Annotated in this window: 19 protein-coding genes; 11 read left to right on the top strand and 8 right to left on the bottom strand. The window is 71.7% G+C overall.

Annotated elements, in window-relative coordinates:
* The 3 genes from ABDW35_RS03385 to ABDW35_RS03395 all read right to left on the bottom strand — a co-directional run.
* The coding region (locus tag ABDW35_RS03385) for a MucR family transcriptional regulator (RefSeq protein WP_343712436.1) at nt 1-376 on the bottom strand (376 nt) is incomplete at its 3' end.
* Nucleotides 377-701: 325 nt separating this feature from the next.
* Entirely contained in the window at nt 702-1496 is a 795-nt protein-coding gene (locus tag ABDW35_RS03390) for a DeoR/GlpR family DNA-binding transcription regulator (RefSeq protein WP_343712437.1), read from the bottom strand.
* Nucleotides 1497-1522: 26 nt separating this feature from the next.
* The gene (locus ABDW35_RS03395; protein WP_343712438.1) at nt 1523-2092 is read right to left on the bottom strand and encodes a RidA family protein; all 570 of its coding nucleotides are present in this window, start codon (nt 2090-2092) and stop codon (nt 1523-1525) included.
* A 289-nt stretch (nt 2093-2381) separates the two neighbouring features.
* Here ABDW35_RS03395 and ABDW35_RS03400 point away from each other — a divergent pair, with 289 nt between their 5' ends.
* From ABDW35_RS03400 to ABDW35_RS03410, 3 genes are read left to right on the top strand one after another with little or no spacing between them, the layout of a single operon-like run.
* Complete coding sequence (locus ABDW35_RS03400) at nt 2382-3446, top strand: dienelactone hydrolase family protein (RefSeq protein ID WP_343712439.1); 1065 nt, start codon at nt 2382-2384, stop codon at nt 3444-3446.
* Nucleotides 3446-5698 carry a penicillin acylase family protein gene (locus ABDW35_RS03405; RefSeq protein WP_343712440.1) on the top strand — a complete coding sequence of 751 codons (2253 nt, stop codon included), beginning with the start codon at nt 3446-3448 and terminating at the stop codon, nt 5696-5698. Before ABDW35_RS03400 ends, ABDW35_RS03405 begins: the two co-directional genes overlap by 1 nt.
* A complete protein-coding gene (locus ABDW35_RS03410) occupies nt 5695-7221 on the top strand; it encodes a GH3 auxin-responsive promoter family protein (RefSeq protein ID WP_343712441.1) in 1527 nt (508 codons plus the stop codon). Before ABDW35_RS03405 ends, ABDW35_RS03410 begins: the two co-directional genes overlap by 4 nt.
* Here the strand turns inward: ABDW35_RS03410 and ABDW35_RS03415 are convergent.
* The gene (locus tag ABDW35_RS03415; RefSeq protein ID WP_343712442.1) at nt 7146-7895 is read right to left on the bottom strand and encodes an SOS response-associated peptidase; all 750 of its coding nucleotides are present in this window, start codon (nt 7893-7895) and stop codon (nt 7146-7148) included. The genes ABDW35_RS03410 and ABDW35_RS03415 overlap by 76 nt on opposite strands.
* Before the next feature lie 2 nt (nt 7896-7897).
* Entirely contained in the window at nt 7898-8497 is a 600-nt protein-coding gene (locus ABDW35_RS03420; protein ID WP_343712443.1) for a YIP1 family protein, read from the bottom strand.
* 141 nt (nt 8498-8638) lie between these two features.
* On the opposite strand from ABDW35_RS03420, the gene ABDW35_RS03425 reads away from it, so the two are divergent.
* Nucleotides 8639-9931 (top strand): class I SAM-dependent RNA methyltransferase, encoded by a 1293-nt coding sequence (locus ABDW35_RS03425; RefSeq protein WP_343712444.1) that lies wholly within the window; start codon nt 8639-8641, stop codon nt 9929-9931.
* Between the two features lie 137 nt (nt 9932-10068).
* Here ABDW35_RS03425 and ABDW35_RS03430 read toward each other — a convergent pair whose 3' ends face one another.
* Together ABDW35_RS03430 and ABDW35_RS03435 are read right to left on the bottom strand one after the other, a co-directional pair.
* The gene (locus tag ABDW35_RS03430; protein WP_343712445.1) at nt 10069-11058 is read right to left on the bottom strand and encodes an adenosine kinase; all 990 of its coding nucleotides are present in this window, start codon (nt 11056-11058) and stop codon (nt 10069-10071) included.
* A gap of 52 nt (nt 11059-11110) precedes the next feature.
* Nucleotides 11111-11857, bottom strand: a complete 747-nt coding sequence (locus ABDW35_RS03435; RefSeq protein ID WP_343712446.1) for a DUF6058 family natural product biosynthesis protein — start codon at nt 11855-11857, stop codon at nt 11111-11113.
* A gap of 83 nt (nt 11858-11940) precedes the next feature.
* On the opposite strand from ABDW35_RS03435, the gene ABDW35_RS03440 reads away from it, so the two are divergent.
* From ABDW35_RS03440 to ABDW35_RS03470, 7 genes are all read left to right on the top strand, one after another.
* A complete protein-coding gene (locus ABDW35_RS03440; RefSeq protein ID WP_343712447.1) occupies nt 11941-12648 on the top strand; it encodes a helix-turn-helix domain-containing protein in 708 nt (235 codons plus the stop codon).
* A gap of 81 nt (nt 12649-12729) precedes the next feature.
* The gene (locus tag ABDW35_RS03445) at nt 12730-13167 is read left to right on the top strand and encodes a GFA family protein (RefSeq protein WP_343712448.1); all 438 of its coding nucleotides are present in this window, start codon (nt 12730-12732) and stop codon (nt 13165-13167) included.
* A 68-nt stretch (nt 13168-13235) separates the two neighbouring features.
* Complete coding sequence (locus ABDW35_RS03450) at nt 13236-13928, top strand: EI24 domain-containing protein (RefSeq protein ID WP_343712449.1); 693 nt, start codon at nt 13236-13238, stop codon at nt 13926-13928.
* A gap of 279 nt (nt 13929-14207) precedes the next feature.
* Nucleotides 14208-14762: a polymer-forming cytoskeletal protein gene (locus tag ABDW35_RS03455; protein WP_343712450.1), complete on the top strand. Its 555-nt coding sequence runs from the start codon at nt 14208-14210 to the stop codon at nt 14760-14762.
* A 488-nt stretch (nt 14763-15250) separates the two neighbouring features.
* Nucleotides 15251-16201, top strand: a complete 951-nt coding sequence (gene glk / locus ABDW35_RS03460) for a glucokinase (RefSeq protein ID WP_343712451.1) — start codon at nt 15251-15253, stop codon at nt 16199-16201.
* 14 nt (nt 16202-16215) lie between these two features.
* Nucleotides 16216-17406, top strand: a complete 1191-nt coding sequence (locus ABDW35_RS03465) for an aminotransferase class V-fold PLP-dependent enzyme (protein WP_343712452.1) — start codon at nt 16216-16218, stop codon at nt 17404-17406.
* Between the two features lie 114 nt (nt 17407-17520).
* A complete protein-coding gene (locus ABDW35_RS03470) occupies nt 17521-18408 on the top strand; it encodes an OmpA family protein (RefSeq protein ID WP_343712453.1) in 888 nt (295 codons plus the stop codon).
* A gap of 15 nt (nt 18409-18423) precedes the next feature.
* Here the strand turns inward: ABDW35_RS03470 and ABDW35_RS03475 are convergent, their stop codons facing one another.
* Nucleotides 18424-18840 (bottom strand): secondary thiamine-phosphate synthase enzyme YjbQ, encoded by a 417-nt coding sequence (locus ABDW35_RS03475; protein ID WP_343712454.1) that lies wholly within the window; start codon nt 18838-18840, stop codon nt 18424-18426.
* Nucleotides 18841-18852: the final 12 nt, after the last annotated feature.

Here is an 18852-nt window from a genome sequence, read left to right on the forward strand (position 1 = left end):
GCTTGGCATAGTTTGGCGCGACCATCGGATAGTCGGCCGGCAGGCCCCAGCGCTCCCGGTACTCGTCCGGGCTCATGTTGTAGGCGGCCTGGAGATGCCGCTTCAGCATCTTCAGCTTCTTGCCGTCCTCGAGGCAGACGATGTAGTCGGGCGTCACCGACTTGCGCACCGGCACCGCCGGCTCCGGCCGGGTCGGCGCCGCGACGGCCGGCTTACCGAGGCCGGTCAGGGCGCCGTAGACCTGCTCGATCAGCGCCGGCAGATCGTTCGGCGCGACGCTGTTGTGCGAGACATGGGCCGCCACGATCTGAACGGTGTGCTTGCGCACGTCATCTGACGAAGTCGGCTTCAAATCATCGGCGATGTCCGCACCCATCAAATCTCTCCTGTGAATGGATTGGACATAGATATCGCATTCCACACACACGTCCAGACATATCTGAGACAAAACCGCTCGAAGACTTCAGTTTCCTTGCCCGGATGGGCGAGCGTGAAAGCCGGGGCAATGGAGGTCGGCCCGGGATCTTCACTCGCGCGGCGGTAGGTAAGGTGAAAATCCCTCCATCCAAAAAAAGCGATGAAAAAGCCGGGAGCCGGGCGGGTCCCATGCCGTTTCCGGCGCCGGGATCGTGCGTGAAGACTTCAAGAAAGCGTCACTGGCGATCGGGATGCGGGAACTGGCGAGGTCGCGGGACGCCGGGTCACACGGGGTCGGCCGCGTCCCGCCCGATATGGATGCGGGCGCCCGCCACCTGGACGATCCGCGCCAGTTCGGCCGGCAACGGCCGGTCGACCACCAGATCGTCGATCGCGTCGAAGCCGCAGACCCGCTCGACCGCCGAGACGCCGAACTTGCTGGCATCCACCACCAGCATCGACCGGTCCGACTGCCGCAGCATGGCGCGCTTCACCGCCGCCTGGCCGGGGCTGACGTCACAAGGGCCGTTTTGGCCCAGCCCGGATGCCCCGATGATGGCGCGATGGGCGTTGAAGCGGGCCAGGTACTCGATCGTCTCCTCGCCGGTGACCAGCGCCTCCGACCCGTCATAGAGACCCGGGCACAGCCGGACCCTGAAGCCGGAATTCGCCGCGGCGGCAGCCGCGATGGCGGTCGAGTTGGTGATGATGGTCAGGTCCCGCGCCCGCTGCGCCAGGTGCCGTGCCACCTGGCAGGTGGTCGACCCTCCGTCGATCATCACCACCGCGCCGTCGGCCACCAGCCCTGCGGCCGTGCCGCCGATCAGGTTCCGCTCGGCCACCCGCACATTCTGCCGGACGGACAGCGCCGCCTCGCTGGTCACCGGCCGCACCGTGGCCCCGCCATAGGTCCGGCTGAGCAGGCCGCTGGCATTGAGCTCGGCGATGTCGCGCCGGATCGTCTCGCAGGTGACGCCGAGCTGCTCGGCCAGCAGCGAGATCCGGATCGACGCATGCTCGGCGATCTGCCGCAGGATCAGCTCGTGCCGGTCCTTCTTCTTCGGTTTCGCCAGCCCCATCGGGCCCCTCCTGGACCAGGGCCGGCTCACGCCCGCAGCGCCACCTCCGCGGCGATCACCACGGGGCTGTTGAGCGGCGTGGCCGTCACGCCGACGGCGGTGCGCGCGTGCCGGCCGGTCTCGGGGCCGAACAGGTCCACCAGCAGCTCGGAGGCGGCGGTGACCACGGTGGTGGCGCGGTCGAATCCAGCCGCGGTCAGCACGAAGCCCTCGAGCCTGAGCCAGGCGGCGATGCGGCCGAGATCCCCGATCTCGCGCTTCAGCGAGCCGAGCACGGCGAGCAGGGCCAGCCGCGCCGCCTGCCGCGCCTCGTCCGGCGATACCTCGATCCCGACCCTGCCGAAGGGACCGGCCGGGTTGCCGTCCGGCGCCTGCGGGCCGTGGCCGGAGACGTGCACCCGGTCGCCGAAGCGTCGCGCCCAGGCGAGGGGCATCGGCGCATCCGGCGGCAGCCGAAGCGGCGGCGGCAGGTACAGTCCGCGGGCCTGGATGCGGCTTTCGACCACCACGCCCCCATGGCGCAGCGGCAGCTGCGTGGTGACGGAGTGGTCGGAATACCCGGCAACGCTGCCGGCCCGGCCGGGCAGGGTTGTCATCGGCAGCCTCGTGCAGCTTCGGGCCGGCCCGTCGCGCCGGGCAGCATCTCGCGTCGCGTCACCACGTCTCTCCTGGCCAGAGCCGGGGGCCTCCGCCGCCGGCGGGAGGGACGCTAGCAGCGCCGGGACGGCCGAAAATCCCCCATTTGGGAGGTTCCACAAAAGATCGCCGGGCTCGGACATCGGCAGCTATGCGGCTGCGACGCCATGGCCCGGACCGCCGATGTCGCCGCCGCGGCAAAGCCGGCTACAATCGAAACGGACTGCCCGATACGAGAGGACCCGACGGATGGCACTGCACCGCCCGGCTCCCGCCCCCCGGCACCTCGCCGGCCTCGCGGCCGCGCTGCTGCTGGCCGGCCTGGCCGCGGCCCGGGCCGAACCCGCCTTCACCGATCCCTGGCCCGCGGTCGGCGACGCCGCCGGGCGGATCGTGGCCGTGCCGAGCCACAGCCCCTTCGTGCCGTCCGAAATCGGGCCCGACGCCCCGGCCACCCCGGCGCATGTCACCTACTACCCGCCCGCCGGCGCCGACGCCGCGCACAAGGCCCCGGCCGTGGTGATGCTGCACGGTGCCGCCGGCGTCGACGACAACCGCGAGCCGCACTATGCGCGGCAGCTGGCGGCAATGGGCATCGGCGCCGCCGTGGTCGACGTGTTCGGCGCCCGCCGCGACATCGCCACCAGCTTCACCGACCGGGTGATCCGGATCACCGAGACCATGGCCCTGGCCGACGCCTATGCCACCCTGGCCTGGCTGAAGGCGCGGCCGGAGATCGATGGCGGCCGGGTGGCGGTGTGGGGCTTTTCCTACGGCGCCATGGCCAGCATCGTCGCCACCAATGCCGCGATCGCCGACCGCTTCGCCGCCCTGTACCAGCTGGGCGACACGCGCTTCGCCGCCCATGTCGCCTTCTACGGCCCCTGCATCATCGGCTTCGAGGATCCGCACACCACCGGCGCCCCGGTGCTGATGGCCTGGGGCGACCGCGACGCGATCATGGACCCGGCCCGCTGCCAGGCCACCGCGGCCACGCTGCGCCAGGGCGGGTCGCAGGTGCGGACGATCGTCTATCCCGGCGCCGTCCATCAGTGGGACGGCAGCCGCCCGGGGCCGCGGCCGATCGGTCGGCTGCTGAACGATTGCGACTTTCAGGTCGAGCGCGACCTGACGGTGCATGACGGCAATCTCGGCATTACCATGGGCGGTACCTTCACCCGCAAGCTGATCCTGGCCAACTGCGTCGGCGGCGAACCGTACCTGATCGGCCGCGACGACGCGGTGCGGGCGCGGTCGGACCGCGACGTGGCCGCCTTCCTGTCGGCCGCCTTCGGGCTGGCCCAGCGCAGCTGATGTCCGCTTTGCATCGGCTGATCACGGCGCTGGCCCCGCTGGTGCCGGCGCTGCGCGCTGTAGCGCCGCGGCCGGTGACGGCGGCGGAGCGGCTGGCCGCCTTCCCGACGACCGGGCTGCCGCTCTCCCGTGCGGTCGACATCCGCTGGAACGGCCACCAGATCCCCTTCGTCGAGGCCGAGACCGATGGCGACCTGGCGGTGGCGCTGGGGCTGGTCCACGCCCATCTGCGCGGCGGCCAGATCGCGCTGATGAAGCGGGTGGCCCAGGGCCGGCTGTCGGAGCTCGCCGGGCCGGTGGCGCGCGACATCGACCATGCGCTGCGGATCCTGGACTATGGCCACGCCGCCGACACGGTGATCGACCGCATGCCGGCGGACAGCCGCGCCTTCGCCGAGGCCTTCGTCACCGGCGTCAACGCCTATCACGCGCTGGAGCAGGCGCCGCCGCCGGAATTCGCCCTGCTGAGGCTGCGGCACGAGCCCTACACGCTGCGCGACATGTGGTCGATCGGCCGGCTGGCCGGCAGCGACATCAACTGGGTGGCCTATTTCGGCTTGCTGCGGGAGCGCGGCACGCCCGGCTTCGCCGAGGCCTGGGCCCGCACGCTGAAGGCCGGCGCCAACGCCGTCACCAGCTTCACCACCGACAGCCGGCAGGCGGCACTGGCCACGCTGCTGACCGCGACCGGCCGCACCGGCAGCAACAGCGTCGCCGTCGCCGCGTCGCGCAGCGCCACCGGCGGCGCGATGATCGCCAGCGACCCGCATCTGTCGCTGGCGCTGCCCAACCTCTGGCTGGTCGCCGGCATGCAGTCGCCCGGCTATCACATGGCCGGGCTGATGGTGCCGGGCCTGCCCTTCGTCGCCGTCGGCCGCAGCCGGCATCTGGCCTGGGGCGGCACCAATATGCGGGCGGCGTCGAGCGACCTGTACGATGTCGGCAAGCTGCCCGAGGCGGAGATCGAGACCCGCGAGACGGTGATCCGCACCCGGTTCTGGCGACCGGCGCGGCGCAAGGTCAGGCGGACCCGCTTCGGCCCGATCGTCAGCGACGCCAAGGTGGCGCGCAGCCGGCCGGGCGATACCATCGCGCTGCGCTGGATCGGGCATGAGGCGACCGACGAGGTCACCGCCCTGCTGCGCGCCAGCCGCGCCACCACGCCGGAGGATTTCCGCGCCGCCTTCGCCGGCTTCGGCGTCTCGGCCCAGAACATGCTGGTGGCGGGGACGGACGGCCGGATCGGCCAGATCATGGCCGCGACCCTGCCGGTGCGCACCCGCTTCCCGCCGGCCGACCCGGTGCTGGATGCCGGCGACCCGGAGACGCACTGGCACGGCCTGGTCGACGCCCGAGGCCTGCCCTGGACCGCCGACCCGCCGGACGGGGTGCTGGCCACCGCCAACAACCGGCCGACCGACACCGCCTTGCCGGTCGGCTTCTTCTTCTCCGCCGACGAACGGGTGCGGCGCCTCTACGCCCTGCTGCGCGCCAAGGACCGGCTGGCACCGGAGGATCTGGTGGCGCTGCAGGCCGATACCGTGTCGCCGGATTCCGGCGCCTTGGCCCGGCATCTGGTGGACGCGATCCGGGACGCGGGTGTCGGCGCCGAACATGCCGCCTTCCTCGACCGGCTGGCCGGCTGGGACGGCGACTACTCTGCGGGCTCGGCCGGCCCCCCGGCCTTCGAGGCGCTGCTGCACCATCTGGTGCCGAGGGTCTATGGTGCCGAGACCATCGACGCCATGCCGCGGCTGATGGCGCAGTGGAACGCCATCACCGCCTTCCTGGCCGACGACCTGGCGGCGCTGGCGCCGGAGCGGCGGCGGCAGGTGCTGGCCGAGGCGGTCGGGCTGGCCGCGATCGACGCGGCGCCGATCGCGAGCTGGGGCGAGATGCACCGGATGCGGGTGGCGCATGTCCTAGCCAACCTGCCGGTGCTGGGCCGCTTCTTCGTGTTCGGCGACTACCCGACCGGCGGGTCGCGCGAGACGCCGATGAAGACGGCGCATGGGCTGGTGCGCGGTCGGCACAACGCCAGCTACGGCTCGATGGCCCGTCACGTGGCCGACATGTCCGATCTCGATGCCAGCTGGGTCACACTGTTCGGCGGCCAGGATGGCTGGCTGGGCAGCGAGGGGCTGACCGACCAGATCGCGCTGTGGCGCGAGCGCCGGTCGATCCGCCTGCCGCTGCGGCTGGAGACGGTGGCGCGGGAGTTCCCGACCCTGACGCGCCTGTCGCCGCGATGATGGACTTCACCCCGGGCTTCCGGCTGGCGGCGGCGCTGCGGCGCCGGCGGCTGCGGCGGCTGGACCCGGTGGAGAGCCAGCGCCGCACGCTGCTGCGGCTGCTGCGCCGCGCCGCCGGCACCCGCCTCGGCCGCGACCACGGTTTCGACCGCATTCCGGATGTCGCGGCGTTCCAGGCCGCCGTGCCGCTGCGCCGCTACGAGGAGATGTGGCGCGACTACTGGCAGCCGGCCTTCCCGGTGCTGCAAGATGTGTCCTGGCCCGGGCCGATCCGGTTCTTCGCCCTGTCCTCCGGCACCACCAGCGGCACGAGCAAATATGTGCCGGTCAGCGACGCGATGCGCCGGTCCAACACCCGCGCCGCCTTCGATCTGGCCGCCTGGCATCTCGGCGCCCGGCCGGGCAGCCGGATGTTCGGCGGCCGCAGCCTGATGCTGGGCGGCAGCACGACGCTGACTGAGCACGCCCCCGGCATCTTCAGCGGGGATCTGAGCGGCATCGCCGCCCGCACCCTGCCGCCCTGGGCCCGGCCCTTCGTCTTCCCCGGCCCGGACCTGGCCCTGCTGACCGACTGGGAGGAGAAGCTGGACCGCATCGCCCGCGGGTCGCTGGAGCTGCCGGTCCGCAGCGTCTCGGGCACCACCAGCTGGCTGCTGCCGCTCTTTGAGCGGGTGCGGGAGCTGCGCCGGGCCCGCGGCGACGCGCCCGACCCGCCCTATCCGTCGCTCGACCTGCTGGTGCCGGGCGGCGTCGCCCTGGCGCCCTACCGCCCGCGGCTGGAGCGGCTGATCGCCGGCACTGCGGCGGAGATCCGCGAGGCCTATGCCGCCAGCGAAGGCTTCATCGCGGTGCAGGACGGCGGGGTCGGCAACGGGCTGCGCCTGAGCCTCGACCAGGGGCTGTTCCTGGAGTTCGTGCCGGTGGAGGAGCTGGGATCGCCCCGGCCCACCCGGCACTGGATCGCCGATGCCGAGCCTGGGGTGAACTACGCGCTGGCCCTGACCACCTGCGCCGGCCTGTGGGCCTATGTGCTGGGCGACACGGTGCGGCTGGTCGGCCGCGACCCGCCGCGCATCCTGATCACCGGCCGCACCAGCTACGGCCTGTCGGCCTTCGGCGAGCACCTGATCGCGGAAGAGGTGGAGCGCGCCATCGCCGAGGCCGCTGCCGCGATCGGCGCCGATATAGCGGATTTCGCGGTCATGGCGGCCTTTCCGGACGAAGCCACGCCGGTCGGCCGGCACCGCTGGTTCGTGGAGTTCGCCGAGCGGCCCGACGCTGCTGCCACCGCGCGCTTTGCCGCGATCCTCGACGCAGGGCTGTCGGCGCTGAACGACGACTATGCAGCCCATCGCGCCGGCGGCACCGGCATGGGCGCGCCGGAGGTGGTGGCCGTGCCGCCCGGCCGCTTTGCCGCCTGGATGAAATCCCGCGGCCGGCTGGGGGGTCAGAACAAGGTGCCGCGGCTGGTCGCCGATCCCGAGCTGGCGGCCGAGCTGTCGGCATTCATGTCCGGCCCCTGAGGCCCGGCGACCGCACGGTCCATCAGCGTCGGGTCGTCGTTGCGGACGGCGTTGACCCTGGTCGAGACCGGATAGGCTTCCACCGGAAGGTCAGCCGGCGGCGCCAGCAGCGCCTGCAGCTGCGCCGGCGATGACGGCGTCTCGCCAAGCCAGGCCGGCCACTGCTCCGGCGCCAGCATTACCGGCATCCGGTGGTGGATCGGCCGCAGCCGCTCCACCGCGCCGGCGGTGACGATGGTGAAGGTCCGCACCCACTCCTCGGATTGCGGGTCCTTCCACCCCTCCCACAGCCCGGCGAAAACCATCGGCCGTCCATCCAGCCGGCGGACGAAATGCGGCGTGCGGTCCGGCGCCCATTCGTAGAAGCCGTCGACCGGGACCAGACAGCGCCGGGCCTGGAACGCCTTGGCGAAGCTGCGCTTCTGGGCCAGGGTCTCGGACCGGGCGTTGATCAGCTTGGCGCCGCCCTTCAAGTCCGGCTCCCAGCTCGGCACCAGGCCCCAGCGCAGCGGGTCGACCGACCGCCGCCCGGCCTTGGGGTTGAACCGGACCACCGCGATGTCCTGGGTCGGCGCCGCGTTGTAGCGCGCCGGGATGTTGGGCACCGGGCCTTCGGCGCCGAAGACCTCGACCAGCTCCTCCGCCGGCAGCTTCTGGACGAACCGGCCGCACATGATCAGGCCGGCATCGGCAGGATGTAGGGGCCGAGCAGCAGCCCGAGCAGCATCATCAGCACCACCAGCGTCACCAAGGTCAGGCCGAAATGGGCGCCGCGCTGCTCCTGCGGCACGCGCAGCACCAGGCCGGTGCCGCGGTAGAGGATCGTCAGGGCATAGCCGATCGCCAGCAGCACCAGCAGCACCGCGGCCGGGCCGGACAGCAGCAGCTGCACGCCCGGCCCCAGCATCTCGGCGACATAGACCGGCGTCATCGCCAACGCCACCAGGGTGAAGGCGGCGTCGAAGCTGGCGGTGGCGCCGAACATCCCGGCATAGAAACGGACCACCGCCGCCATGATGAACAGCCCCGCCAGGTTGACTGCCACCCGGACGGCCAGGAACAGCACCAGCAGGCCGATCGGCGTCTGGACGTTGGAGACCGACAGCAGCAGCGCCAGCAGCAGGAAGGCGCCGATCGAGGTCAGGACCAGCACCGGCAGCGCATGCTCGCGCACCACGATGCGCCAGTTCGGGGCCGGGACCCCATGGGCGGCCAGCGTCGCGTCGGGCTCGAACAGCATGCCGCGCACGCGGCCCACCACAGCGGCGAGATCCAAAACCGTCTCCTGCGCGTCGTCGCGGTCCCGCAGGACCGCCCCCCTATGGGAGGGGATATGGCCCTGCCCCCGGAGCGCATGCAACCCCGCGCCTTGCAAGGCCGGGCCGCGCATGCCATGCCTGCCACGATGAAGCGGCAGATGCGACGGAGCAAGCCCGCGGCCCCCGGGTCGCGGCGGGAAATCGAACTGGTGGTCGAGCGCCTGGGTGGCGGCGGCGACGGCATCGGCACGGTCGAGGAGCACCGTGTCTACGTGCCCTTCGCCGCGCCGGGCGACCGGGTGCGCGCGCGGCTGGGCCGGCCCGAGGGCCAGGCCTATCGCGGCGAGTTCATCGAGCTGGTGCAGCCCGGCCCGAATCACCGCGAGCCGCCCTGCCCGCATTTCGGGCCCTGCGGCGGCTGCCAGGTGCAGCATCTGGCGGCGCCGGTCTACACCGAGTGGAAGCACGGCCTGCTGGCCGGCGCTTTGGCCCGCAACGGGCTGGAGACTGAAGTCGCGCCCCTGGTCGAAACCCCGCCGCGCAGCCGCCGCCGCGCCAGCCTGGCGGCGCGGCGCGGCCGGGCCGGCGTGTTCCTGGGCTTCAACGAGGCGGGATCCAGCCGCATCGTCGACCTGACCGGCTGCGTGGTGCTGCGGCCGGAGATCACGGCCCTGCTGCCGCCACTGCGCGCGGTGCTGGCCCGGATCCTGCCCGAGAATGGCGGCGCCGATGTCGCCGTCACCCTGCTGGATGACGGCATCGACCTGGTGATCGTGGCCGAGACCGGGCTGGACTTGGCGCGAAGGGAGAGCCTGGCCGAGTTCGCCGCGGCGCAGGACTTGGCTCGCCTTTCCCGGCGCGGCGCCGACGGCTTCACCGACCCGGTGGCGCATCGCAGGGCCGGGGTGGTGCATTTCGACGAGGTGCCGGTGGCGGTGCCGCCCGGCGGCTTCCTGCAGGCCAGCGCCGAGGGCGAGGCGGCGCTGACCCGGCTGGTGCGCGAGGGCGTCGGCCAGGCCAAGCGCATCGCCGACCTGTTCTGCGGCGCCGGCACCTTCGCCCTGCCCATGGCGCGCGGCGCCCAGGTGACCGCGATCGATGGCGAGGGCCCGGCGGTGGAGGCACTGGCGGCGGCCGCCCGGCGCGGCGGAAGGGGCGAGCGGATCACGGCGCAGCGGCGCGACCTGTTCCGCCAGCCGCTGACGGCGGCGGAGCTGCGCGGCTTCGACGCGGTGGTGTTCGACCCGCCGCGGGCCGGCGCCCGCGACCAGGCCGAGGCGCTGGCCGCCTCCACCGTGCCGGTGGTGGTCGCCGTGTCCTGCAACCCGTCCAGCCTGGCGCGCGACGCCCGGACCCTGGTGGATGGCGGCTACAAGCTGGAGCGAGCGACGCCGGTCGACCAGTTCCTGTGGACGCCGCATCTGGAAGCGGTGGCGGTGTTTAGACGGTAGGAGCTGAGGGGACCTTCCCCTCATTGTCATTGCCGGGCTTGACCCGGCAATCCAGGGCCACCCGGAGCTGCCTCGGCATTCCTGGATGCCCGGGTCAAGCCCGGGCATGACACTGAGAAGGAGACGCGGCGAGCGGCTCAGCCGATCAGGCTGCGCAGCGGCACCAGCGGGCGCGGGCCGACATGGCTGATCACCTCGGCGGCGGCGATGCTGCCGATGCGGCCGCTCTCGGCCAGGCCCAGACCGCGGGTGAAGCCGTAGAGGAAGCCGGAGGCGTAGAGGTCGCCGGCGCCGGTGGTGTCGACCAGCTGGGCCAGCGGCGCCGCCTTGACCACGACGGTCTCGCCTTCGGTCACGATCACCGAGCCCTTCTCGCTGCGGGTGATCGCCGCGATCTCGCAGCGGCCGCGCACCGCGGCGACCGCGGCGTCGAAATCGTCCACCTGATACAGCGCCTTGATCTCCGCCTCATTGGCGAAGAGCAGGTCGACATGGCTGTCGATCAGCCCCAGGAAGCTGTCGCGGTGCCGTTCGACGCAGAAGCTGTCCGACAGGGTCAGCGACACCTTGCGGCCGGCGGCATGGGCCACCTGGGCGGCCTTGATGAAGGCCTCCTTCGCCGTCGGCCGGTCCCACAGATAGCCTTCGAGATAGGTCACCTGCGAGCCGGAGATCACCGCCTCGTCGACATCGTCGGGCGTCAGCTCGACGCAGGCGCCGAGATAGGTGTTCATCGTCCGCTGGGCGTCCGGCGTGACGATGATCAGGCTGCGCGCGGTCGGCGGCGTGCCCGGCACCGCGGGATCGAGCGGGCGGGAGTCGAAGTCGACGCCGACGGCGCGGATGTCGTGGCGGTAGACGGCGCCGAGCTGATCTGCCGTCACCTTGCCGATGAACGCCGCCTTGCCGCCCAGCGAGGCCAGCCCCGCCGCGGTGTTGCCGGCGGAGCCGCCCGACGCCTCGAGCCCAGGCCCCATGGCGGCATAAAGCGCCTCGGCCCGCTCCGCGTCGATCAGCGTCATCGCCCCCTTCACCAGGCCATGCGTGGTGATGAAGGCTTCGTCGTTCTTGGTGATGACATCGACGATGGCGTTGCCGATGCAGGTGGCGTCGTAGCGGGCGCTCATGGGTCTCGCTGATTGCGGCCAAGGGTGCGACCCGCAAGGGGCCTCAGACCCTCTAGGCTGCGGCCGCCGCCGAGTCAACCGGAGCCGGGTCTCGTGCGGGTGCCGTGGGATGGGGCAAGCCGTAGCGCTCGGCGATCCGGTCGATCCACAGCCCCGGCGTGCCGTGCGGCCGCTCATGCGGGGCGAAGGGGGTCAGCACGGCATCCAGCCGCGCCATCGCCGCCGTCACCTGCTCCGCCTCCGCCGGGGTCAGGGCCGACTTGGTGCCCTCCTCCGTCAAGGCGCGGATGCGGCTGCGCTCGACCAGCTTGGTCACCAGGTGCCGGCCGTCGAAGCGGCGGAGGCAGACGGCATAGGCGCCGCCCAGCCAGTTCTCCTCCCAGATCTCGTCGAGCGCCTCGGCGAAGGCGGCCTCATCGATCGCGCCGGCGGCATCGAACAGCTCGGTCCAGCCGAAGATGCGGCTTTCGGAGGCGAGCAGGGCCTGACGGAAATCGGCGGCGAAGTCATGCCGGAACTGCGCCGCCAGCTCGGGCAACGGCAGGGTTGAGTCCGCGGCCCGCCGGGCCCAGGGCGCCACGGCGGCGCCGAACCATTCCTCCGGCCGGGCCAGCACCTCGCTCCGGATGGCGCTGCGCACGGTCAGAGACGGGTCGAGGATGTAGGTCGGGCCCGGCAGGCAGCGGGCGGCGATCAGCGCGCGCAGCCGCTCCCCGGTCAGCCCAGCGGCTTCGGCCAGGGCCGCCGGCGTCAGGCAGCGGCGGCGGACATAGTCGAGAATGGCGAAGATGTCGATCATGCTCGGTCTCCTGTGTCGGTCGCCCCACTCCACATCCGCGGCCGGCTCTTGACCAGCGAAGACAAATCGATCACCATCGAAATATGAAGGAAGGTCTTGATCTCGCAAGCTTATCGTCGCTGATCGGTGATCCCAGCCGGGCGCTGATCCTGTCGGCCCTGTTCGGCGGGGAGGCGCTGCCGGCGGGCGAGCTGGCGTTCCGCGCCCGGGTCACACCGCAGACCGCCTCGAGCCACCTGGCCAAGCTGGCGGAAGCCGGCTTGGTCACCGTCCGGCGGCTGGGCCGGCACCGCTACTACGCCCTGGCAGGGGCTGAGATCGGGGCGCTGCTGGAGACGATGCTGACCCTGGCCTCGCCGCCGCCCGCCATCGCGGCCTCGCGCTCGAAGGTGCCCGCGCCGCTGCGCGACGGGCGCATGTGCTACGACCATCTCGCCGGCCGGCTTGGCGTCGCGATCACCAACGCGCTGGTGGCGCGGGGCGTGCTGCAGGCCGATGACCATGGTTTCGCCCTGTCCGACGCCGCGCCCGGCTGGCTGGCCACGCTCGACATCGATGTCGACCGGCTGCGCCAGGGGCGCCGCGCCGTCACCCGCCAGTGCCAGGACTGGAGCGAGCGGCGGCCGCATCTGGCCGGCGCGCTGGGCGCCGCCATCGCCGACCGGTTCCTCGAGCAGGGCTGGATCCGGCGCGACCGCGACAGCCGCGCCGTGGCCCTGACCGAGGATGGCCGCGCCGCTCTGGCCCGGATCTTCGGCCCGGACGTGCTGGAGCAGGCGACGGCCGCCTGACTCCCGCCGCAAGATCCGCAAAGACGCCACGGACGGCCCGGATATAGAACCAGTCTCTCGATCACTGGGGAGGCCGGAACGATGACGGAGAACGCCAAGCCTCTGACCGGCGGATGCGGCTGCGGCGCCGTGCGTTATGCGGTGTCGGGCCCGCCGCGCTGGGCCGCCGCCTGTCATTGCCGCGACTGCCGCCGGGCCACCGGCGCGCCCTATTCCGCCTATGCCGGCTTCGAGCGCGCGCGGGTGGCATGGAGCGGCGAGGCGCCGCGCCGCTTCGCCTCCTCGCCTGGCGCCGAGCGCTTCTTCTGCGGCCGCTGCGGCACGCCGCTGGCCTATGAGGGCGTGCGCTGGCCGGACGAGGTGCATCTGCTGGTGACGACGCTGGACGACCCCGGCGCGCTGCCGCCGCGCGGCCATGTCTATGTCGGCGAGAAACTGCCCTGGCTGCGCCTGGCCGACGGCCTGCCTCGCTATCGCACCACCGCCAACGAGGGCGGGCCGCTGACCGACGACGAGTAGGCGCGGCCCTTGCGCCGCCGGCCCCGCCGCCCCAGGTGAACGGCCGCGACCTCAACCGCCGAGCCCCGATGCCGAACGCCTTCCGCCTCGCCCTGCAGCAGATGACGTCCGACCCGGCGATCCGCCGCGTGCTGTGGGTCAGCTTCGCCGCCACCATCTTTCTGGTGCTGACCCTGCCGGGCCTGGCCGGCTGGGGCCTGTCCTTCGTGCAGATCGCCAACTGGTCCTGGGTCGATACCACCATCGACGTGCTGGGCGGCGTCGCCGTGCTGGCGCTGGGCATCCTGCTGTTCCCCGCCATCGTCGGCGCGGTAGCCAGCCTGTTCCTCGACGATGTCGCCCAGGCGGTCGAGGCCCGGCATTACCCCACCCTGCCGGCGCCGCGGCGGCAGCGGATCGGCGAGATGATCTGGGGCGGCCTCCGCTTCTTCCTGCTGCTGGTGGCGGTGAACCTGGTCGCCGTCGGCATCGTGCTGATCGTGCCCGGCGTCAACGTCCTGGTGTTCTGGCTGGTCAACGGCTACCTGCTGGGCCGCGAATATTTCGAGCTGGTGGCCGCCCGCCATGTCGAGCCGGCGGCGGCGCGGGCGCTGTGGCGCGAGCGCCAGGGCCGCTTCATCGTCGCCGGGCTGGTGTTGGCGGCGATCCTGCTGGTGCCGGTGGTCAACCTGGTGGTGCCGGTGCTGGGCGCCGCCTTCATGACCCATGTGTTCCACCGTGCCGTCGGCGGGCTCGCCCCGGCCGGGCGGGCTGCCGGATAATTCATTTGACCGAAATACGGCGGAATTGTTCCTGTCCGGGAACGGGGCCGACCGCCGTGGGTTGATCGGCGGTCAAGCATCCAGCTACAGTCCCGGCCCCATCCTTCGATGGGGCATCGACTCCGGAACCACAACAAGCAGGGGGACACCCGCGTGTTTCGTCGACGCAACCCCGCTGGCGGAGGATCGGATGGCGGCAACGAGCGGCCAGGCTATTCCCCCACCACGGACACGTCCGTAGTTCGGCCCACCGCCCCGATCGCGCCTCAAGGAGAGCCCATGTCGTCCACCCCCAAGCCGGCCACCGGCTACAAGACCGATCTGCCGCGCCGGATCGACCTGCCCGGGACCGGGGCTGGCGCTGCCGGCGCCGTGCGCCGGCCGGATTCCTCGGCGGCGGCGCCCGGCGGCCGCGAGTCGCCGCGCAAGCTGATCGTCGGCAGCGAGATCTCGCTGGCCGGCGAGATCACCGCCTGCGACCATCTGGTGGTCGAGGGCCGGATCGAGGCCAAGATCAAGGACTGCCAGACCATCGAGATCGCCGAGCAGGGCGTGTTCAAGGGGTCGGCGGAGATCAGCGACGGCGACATCGCCGGCCGGTTCGAGGGCGACCTGTCGGTCTCCGGCCTGCTGCGCCTGCGCGCCAGCGGCGTCGTCACCGGCACCATCAAGTATGGCGAGCTGCAGGTCGAGACCGGCGGCAAGCTGATCGGCACGCTGCAGCCGCTGGGTGGCGACACGGCCGCGACGGCCCCGGCTGCTGCTGCCGCGGCGCCGCAGCCCGCGCCGACGCCGCTGTTCGACGACAAGGCCGAGGCCGGCAGCGGGGCCTGATCCCGCGCGCGGCGGGCCAGCGGATCCATGCCTGCGAACGGCCGGGGCGACCCGGCCGTTTCGCTGTTCGCCCGGGCGACTCGGAAAGCCGGCTCCGTCGATCCGCGGACAGCCCAGGCGGAGCCCGGCGGCGCGTTCGGAAGCCCGGAAAGAAAAAGGGCCGCAGCGAACTGCGGCCCGAGTTTAGGGAGGAAACGCCCAAGAAGTGCGTTACGACAGCAGCATCGCTGCATGTCGCAATGCACAATTTAGGGTGTTCGCCCGACAAATCAAGAGGAAAATGAATTCCTCTTTTGGAACAGTCACTTAGAACCCATACGTGCCTAAGATATGTGCATTTAGCACTTCTTTTGTGCTGCGGCGCACAAATGAGGATCCCTTCCGGGCCGACTCGACGCCGCGACTCGCGGCCGGCGGCTCGACGCTTCGGACTTGCCCCCGGCCGCCGCATGAGGGAAGCATGGCCCTCCCGACACAGTTGGCCTGCCATGTCTGAGCCCCTCGCCCTCATCGCCGATCTCGGCGGTACCAACGCCCGCTTCGCCCTGGCGGACGCCAAGGGCACGCGCGACACCAAGATCCTGCACGGGGCGGATTACCCGACCCTGGCCGACGCCGCCCATGCCTATCTCGGCATGGTCAAGCCGACGGCCCCGCCCAAGCAGGCGGCGATCGACGTGGCCAGCCCGGTCACCGGCGACCAGGTGACCCTGACCAACGCCGCCTGGTCGTTCTCGATCTCGGCCCTCCAGAAGGATCTCGGGCTGGACCGGCTGGAGGTGATCAACGATTTCACCGCCGTCGCCCTCGCCGTGCCCTATCTGGAGGAGGGCGACCGCACGCCGATCGGCGGCGGCGAACCGGTGGCGAACGCGCCGATCGGCGTGCTCGGCCCCGGCACCGGACTCGGCGTCTCCGGCCTCGTGCCCAGCGGCGCGCGCTGGTCGGCTCTGGCCGGCGAGGGCGGGCATGTCACCATGGCGGCGGCGACCGAGCGCGAGGCCGCGGTGCTGGACCGGCTGCGCCACCGCCACCAGCATGTGTCGGCCGAGCGGGTGCTGTCCGGCATGGGGCTGGTCAATCTCTACGAGACGCTGGCGCAGCTGGACGGGGTCGACCCGGTGCAGCGCGACGCCGCCGCCGTCACCGAGGGCGCCAAGACCGGCGATCCGCATTGCGCCGAGGCTGTGTCCATCTTCGCCTCGATGCTCGGCACCGTCGCCGGCAACCTGGCGTTGACGCTGGGGTCGCGCGGCGGCGTCTACATCGCCGGGGGCATCGTGCCGAAGATGGGCGACCTGTTCGACGGCGCGCTGTTCCGCCAGCGCTTCGAGGCCAAGGGCCGGATGCGCAGCTTCGTCGCCGGCATCCCGACCTATCTCGTCACCCACCCGCTGCCGGCCTTCCTCGGGTTGCGCTCGGTGCTCCACCTGACCTGACCGCCGAAGGCCCCATGACGCTCGATCTCGACCGGCTGCGCGCCGACACGCCGGGCTGCGCCCGGGTGCTGCATCTCGACAATGCCGGCTCGGCGCTGCCGCCCGCCCCGGTGCTGGAGGCGATGCTGGCGCATCTGCGGCGGGAGGCGGAGATCGGCGGCTATGCGGCCGCGGCCGAGGCCGAGCCGCTTCTGGAGGGTGCCTATGCCTCGATCGCCCGGCTGATCGGGGCGCAGCCCGACGAGATCGCGATGATGGAGAACGCCACCCGCGCCTGGGACATGGTGTTCTACGGCCTGCCGTTCCGGCGGGGCGACCGGATTCTGACCGCCAAGGCCGAATACGCCTCCAACACCATCTCCTACCTGCAGGTGGCGCAGCGCACCGGGGCGGTGGTCGAGGTCGTGCCCGATGACGAGTCCGGCCAGCTCGACGTCGCGGCGCTGGAGCGGGCGGTGACAGCCGCCGATCGCGGGCCGGCGCGGCTGATCGCGGTCAGCCACATCCCGACCAATGGCGGGTTGGTCAATCCGGCGGCGGCGATCGGGAAGATCGCACGCGCGCATAGCATTCCCTATCTGCTGGACGCCTGCCAGTCGGTCGGCCAGATGCCGGTCGATGTCGAGGCGATCGGCTGCGACATGCTGTCGGCCACCGCCCGCAAGTTCCTGCGCGGGCCGCGCGCGGTCGGCTTCCTCTATGTGCGGCGGTCGATGCTGGAGCGGATCGACCCGCCCTTCCTCGACCTCCACGCGGCGGAGATGGTGGCGCCCGACCGCTATGTGGTGCGCCCGGACGCCCGCCGTTTCGAGAATTTCGAGCGCAACTTCGTCGGCATCATCGGCATGGCCGCGGCGGCGGACTACGCCCTTACCCTCGGCCTCGACGCCATCCGCGACCGCGCCCGGACCCTGGCGGACCGGCTGCGTGACGGGCTGTCGGCCCTGCCCGGCGTCACCGTGCGCGACAAGGGCGCCGAACGGTCGGCCATCGTCAGCTTCACCAAGGCGGGCGAGCCGGCCGAGACACTGCACCAGCGGCTGCGCGCGGCCGGCATCAACACCAGTGTCACCCGCCGCCGCTCGACCATGTTCGACATGACCGACCGCGGCCTGGACGCGATGCTGCGGGCCTCACCGCACTACTACAACAGCGAGGCCGAGATCGAGCGCTTCGTGGCGGCGGTCGGCGGCCGCGAAGGGTAGCGATCACCGGGACGTCGCGGGTAGCCCCCAAGAATCGGGGATTTCCTTCCTGGGCCTGGCCGCACATCCTGCCAGCCGATCCGGGCCCGGCCCGGCGATGACATCCGTCGCGACATGGCAGGCACCGACAAGGACTACCAACAGAACGTCGTCACCATCGCCGGCACCGGGGCGATGCTGGCGGCGCGGCTGTGCAACTTCGAGACCGCCCGGTCCTATATGCTGCGCGAGCATATGGACTTCCTGGACAGCCGGGTGCGGCCGCTACTGCGCAGCATGCAGGGCGCCTGGGTCGACATCATCGGCTATGCCAGCCATCGCGGCGGTGAAGGCTACAATCAGCGGCTGTCGGAGCAGCGCTGCCAGAAGGTCCGGGATTATCTCGACGCCCTGGACGACGTGAACTTCCAGATCGTCCGCGGCCTCGGCGAGACCCAGAGCGGCAGCGACGGCGAGGCGGACAATTACGGCTGGTGGCGGGCCGTGGGCATCTATGTCTACGCCACCAGGCCGCCGCGGGCGCCGGCCGATGACGGCCGGTCGACCGAGTTCAAGATCCGCGTGCTCGGCGGGGCATCGGCCTCGTATTACGCCCAGGCCGACGACTACACCTTCGAGATCGTCGACACCAAGCACGATGTCGGGGCGACGTTCCTCTACTACGGCTTCGGGGGCACCATCCCGCTGCCGCCACAGATCCCGAGCATCCCGTTCTCGCAGGTCCAGGCCGGCCCCTTCACGCCGTTCAGGACCACCGCGCCGGTCTATCTGTCGGATTTCGATGGCGCCGCGGAGCTGTACCAGGATCCCGGCATCGCCTACGGATGGGACTCGATGGGCGGCACCTACCGGCTGGTGATCGAGAGCACGAGCCTATACAAGGCCGGCGTCTCCGTCCGCCCGTCGATCATCCCGATCTCCGGCGGCTTCGGGCTGGCGACGCCATCGGCGGGGTCGGCCAGCTTCGGGCTGCTGAAGATGCGGCCGCCGGGGTCGCCCTGACGGCGGACGGCGGCGCTACTCTCCCAGCAGGTGCAGCACGATCTCCCGCCGGTGCGGCCGGCGGCGATGCTCGAACAGGTAGATCCCCTGCCAGGTGCCGAGCACCGGCCGGCCCGACGCGACCGGGATCGACAGCTGCACCTGGGTCAGCGCGGTGCGGAGATGGGCCGGCATGTCGTCCGGCCCCTCGGCATCGTGGATGTAGCCGTCACCCTCGGGCGCGATCCGCTCGAAATAGGCCTCGAGATCGGCCCGGACATCCGGGTCGGCATTCTCCTGGATCAGCAGCGAGGCCGAGGTGTGGCGGCAGAATACGGTCAGCAGGCCGGTGCCGATCCGCTGCGCCTCGACCCAGCGCCGGATCTCCGCCGTGATCTCGACCAAGCCCTTGCCGCGGGTGGCGACCTGGAGGGTGTGGAGGAACTGCTGCATGGAGCCATCATC

The sequence above is a fragment of the Inquilinus sp. genome, assembly GCF_039594555.1.
Taxonomy (GTDB): domain Bacteria; phylum Pseudomonadota; class Alphaproteobacteria; order DSM-16000; family Inquilinaceae; genus Inquilinus.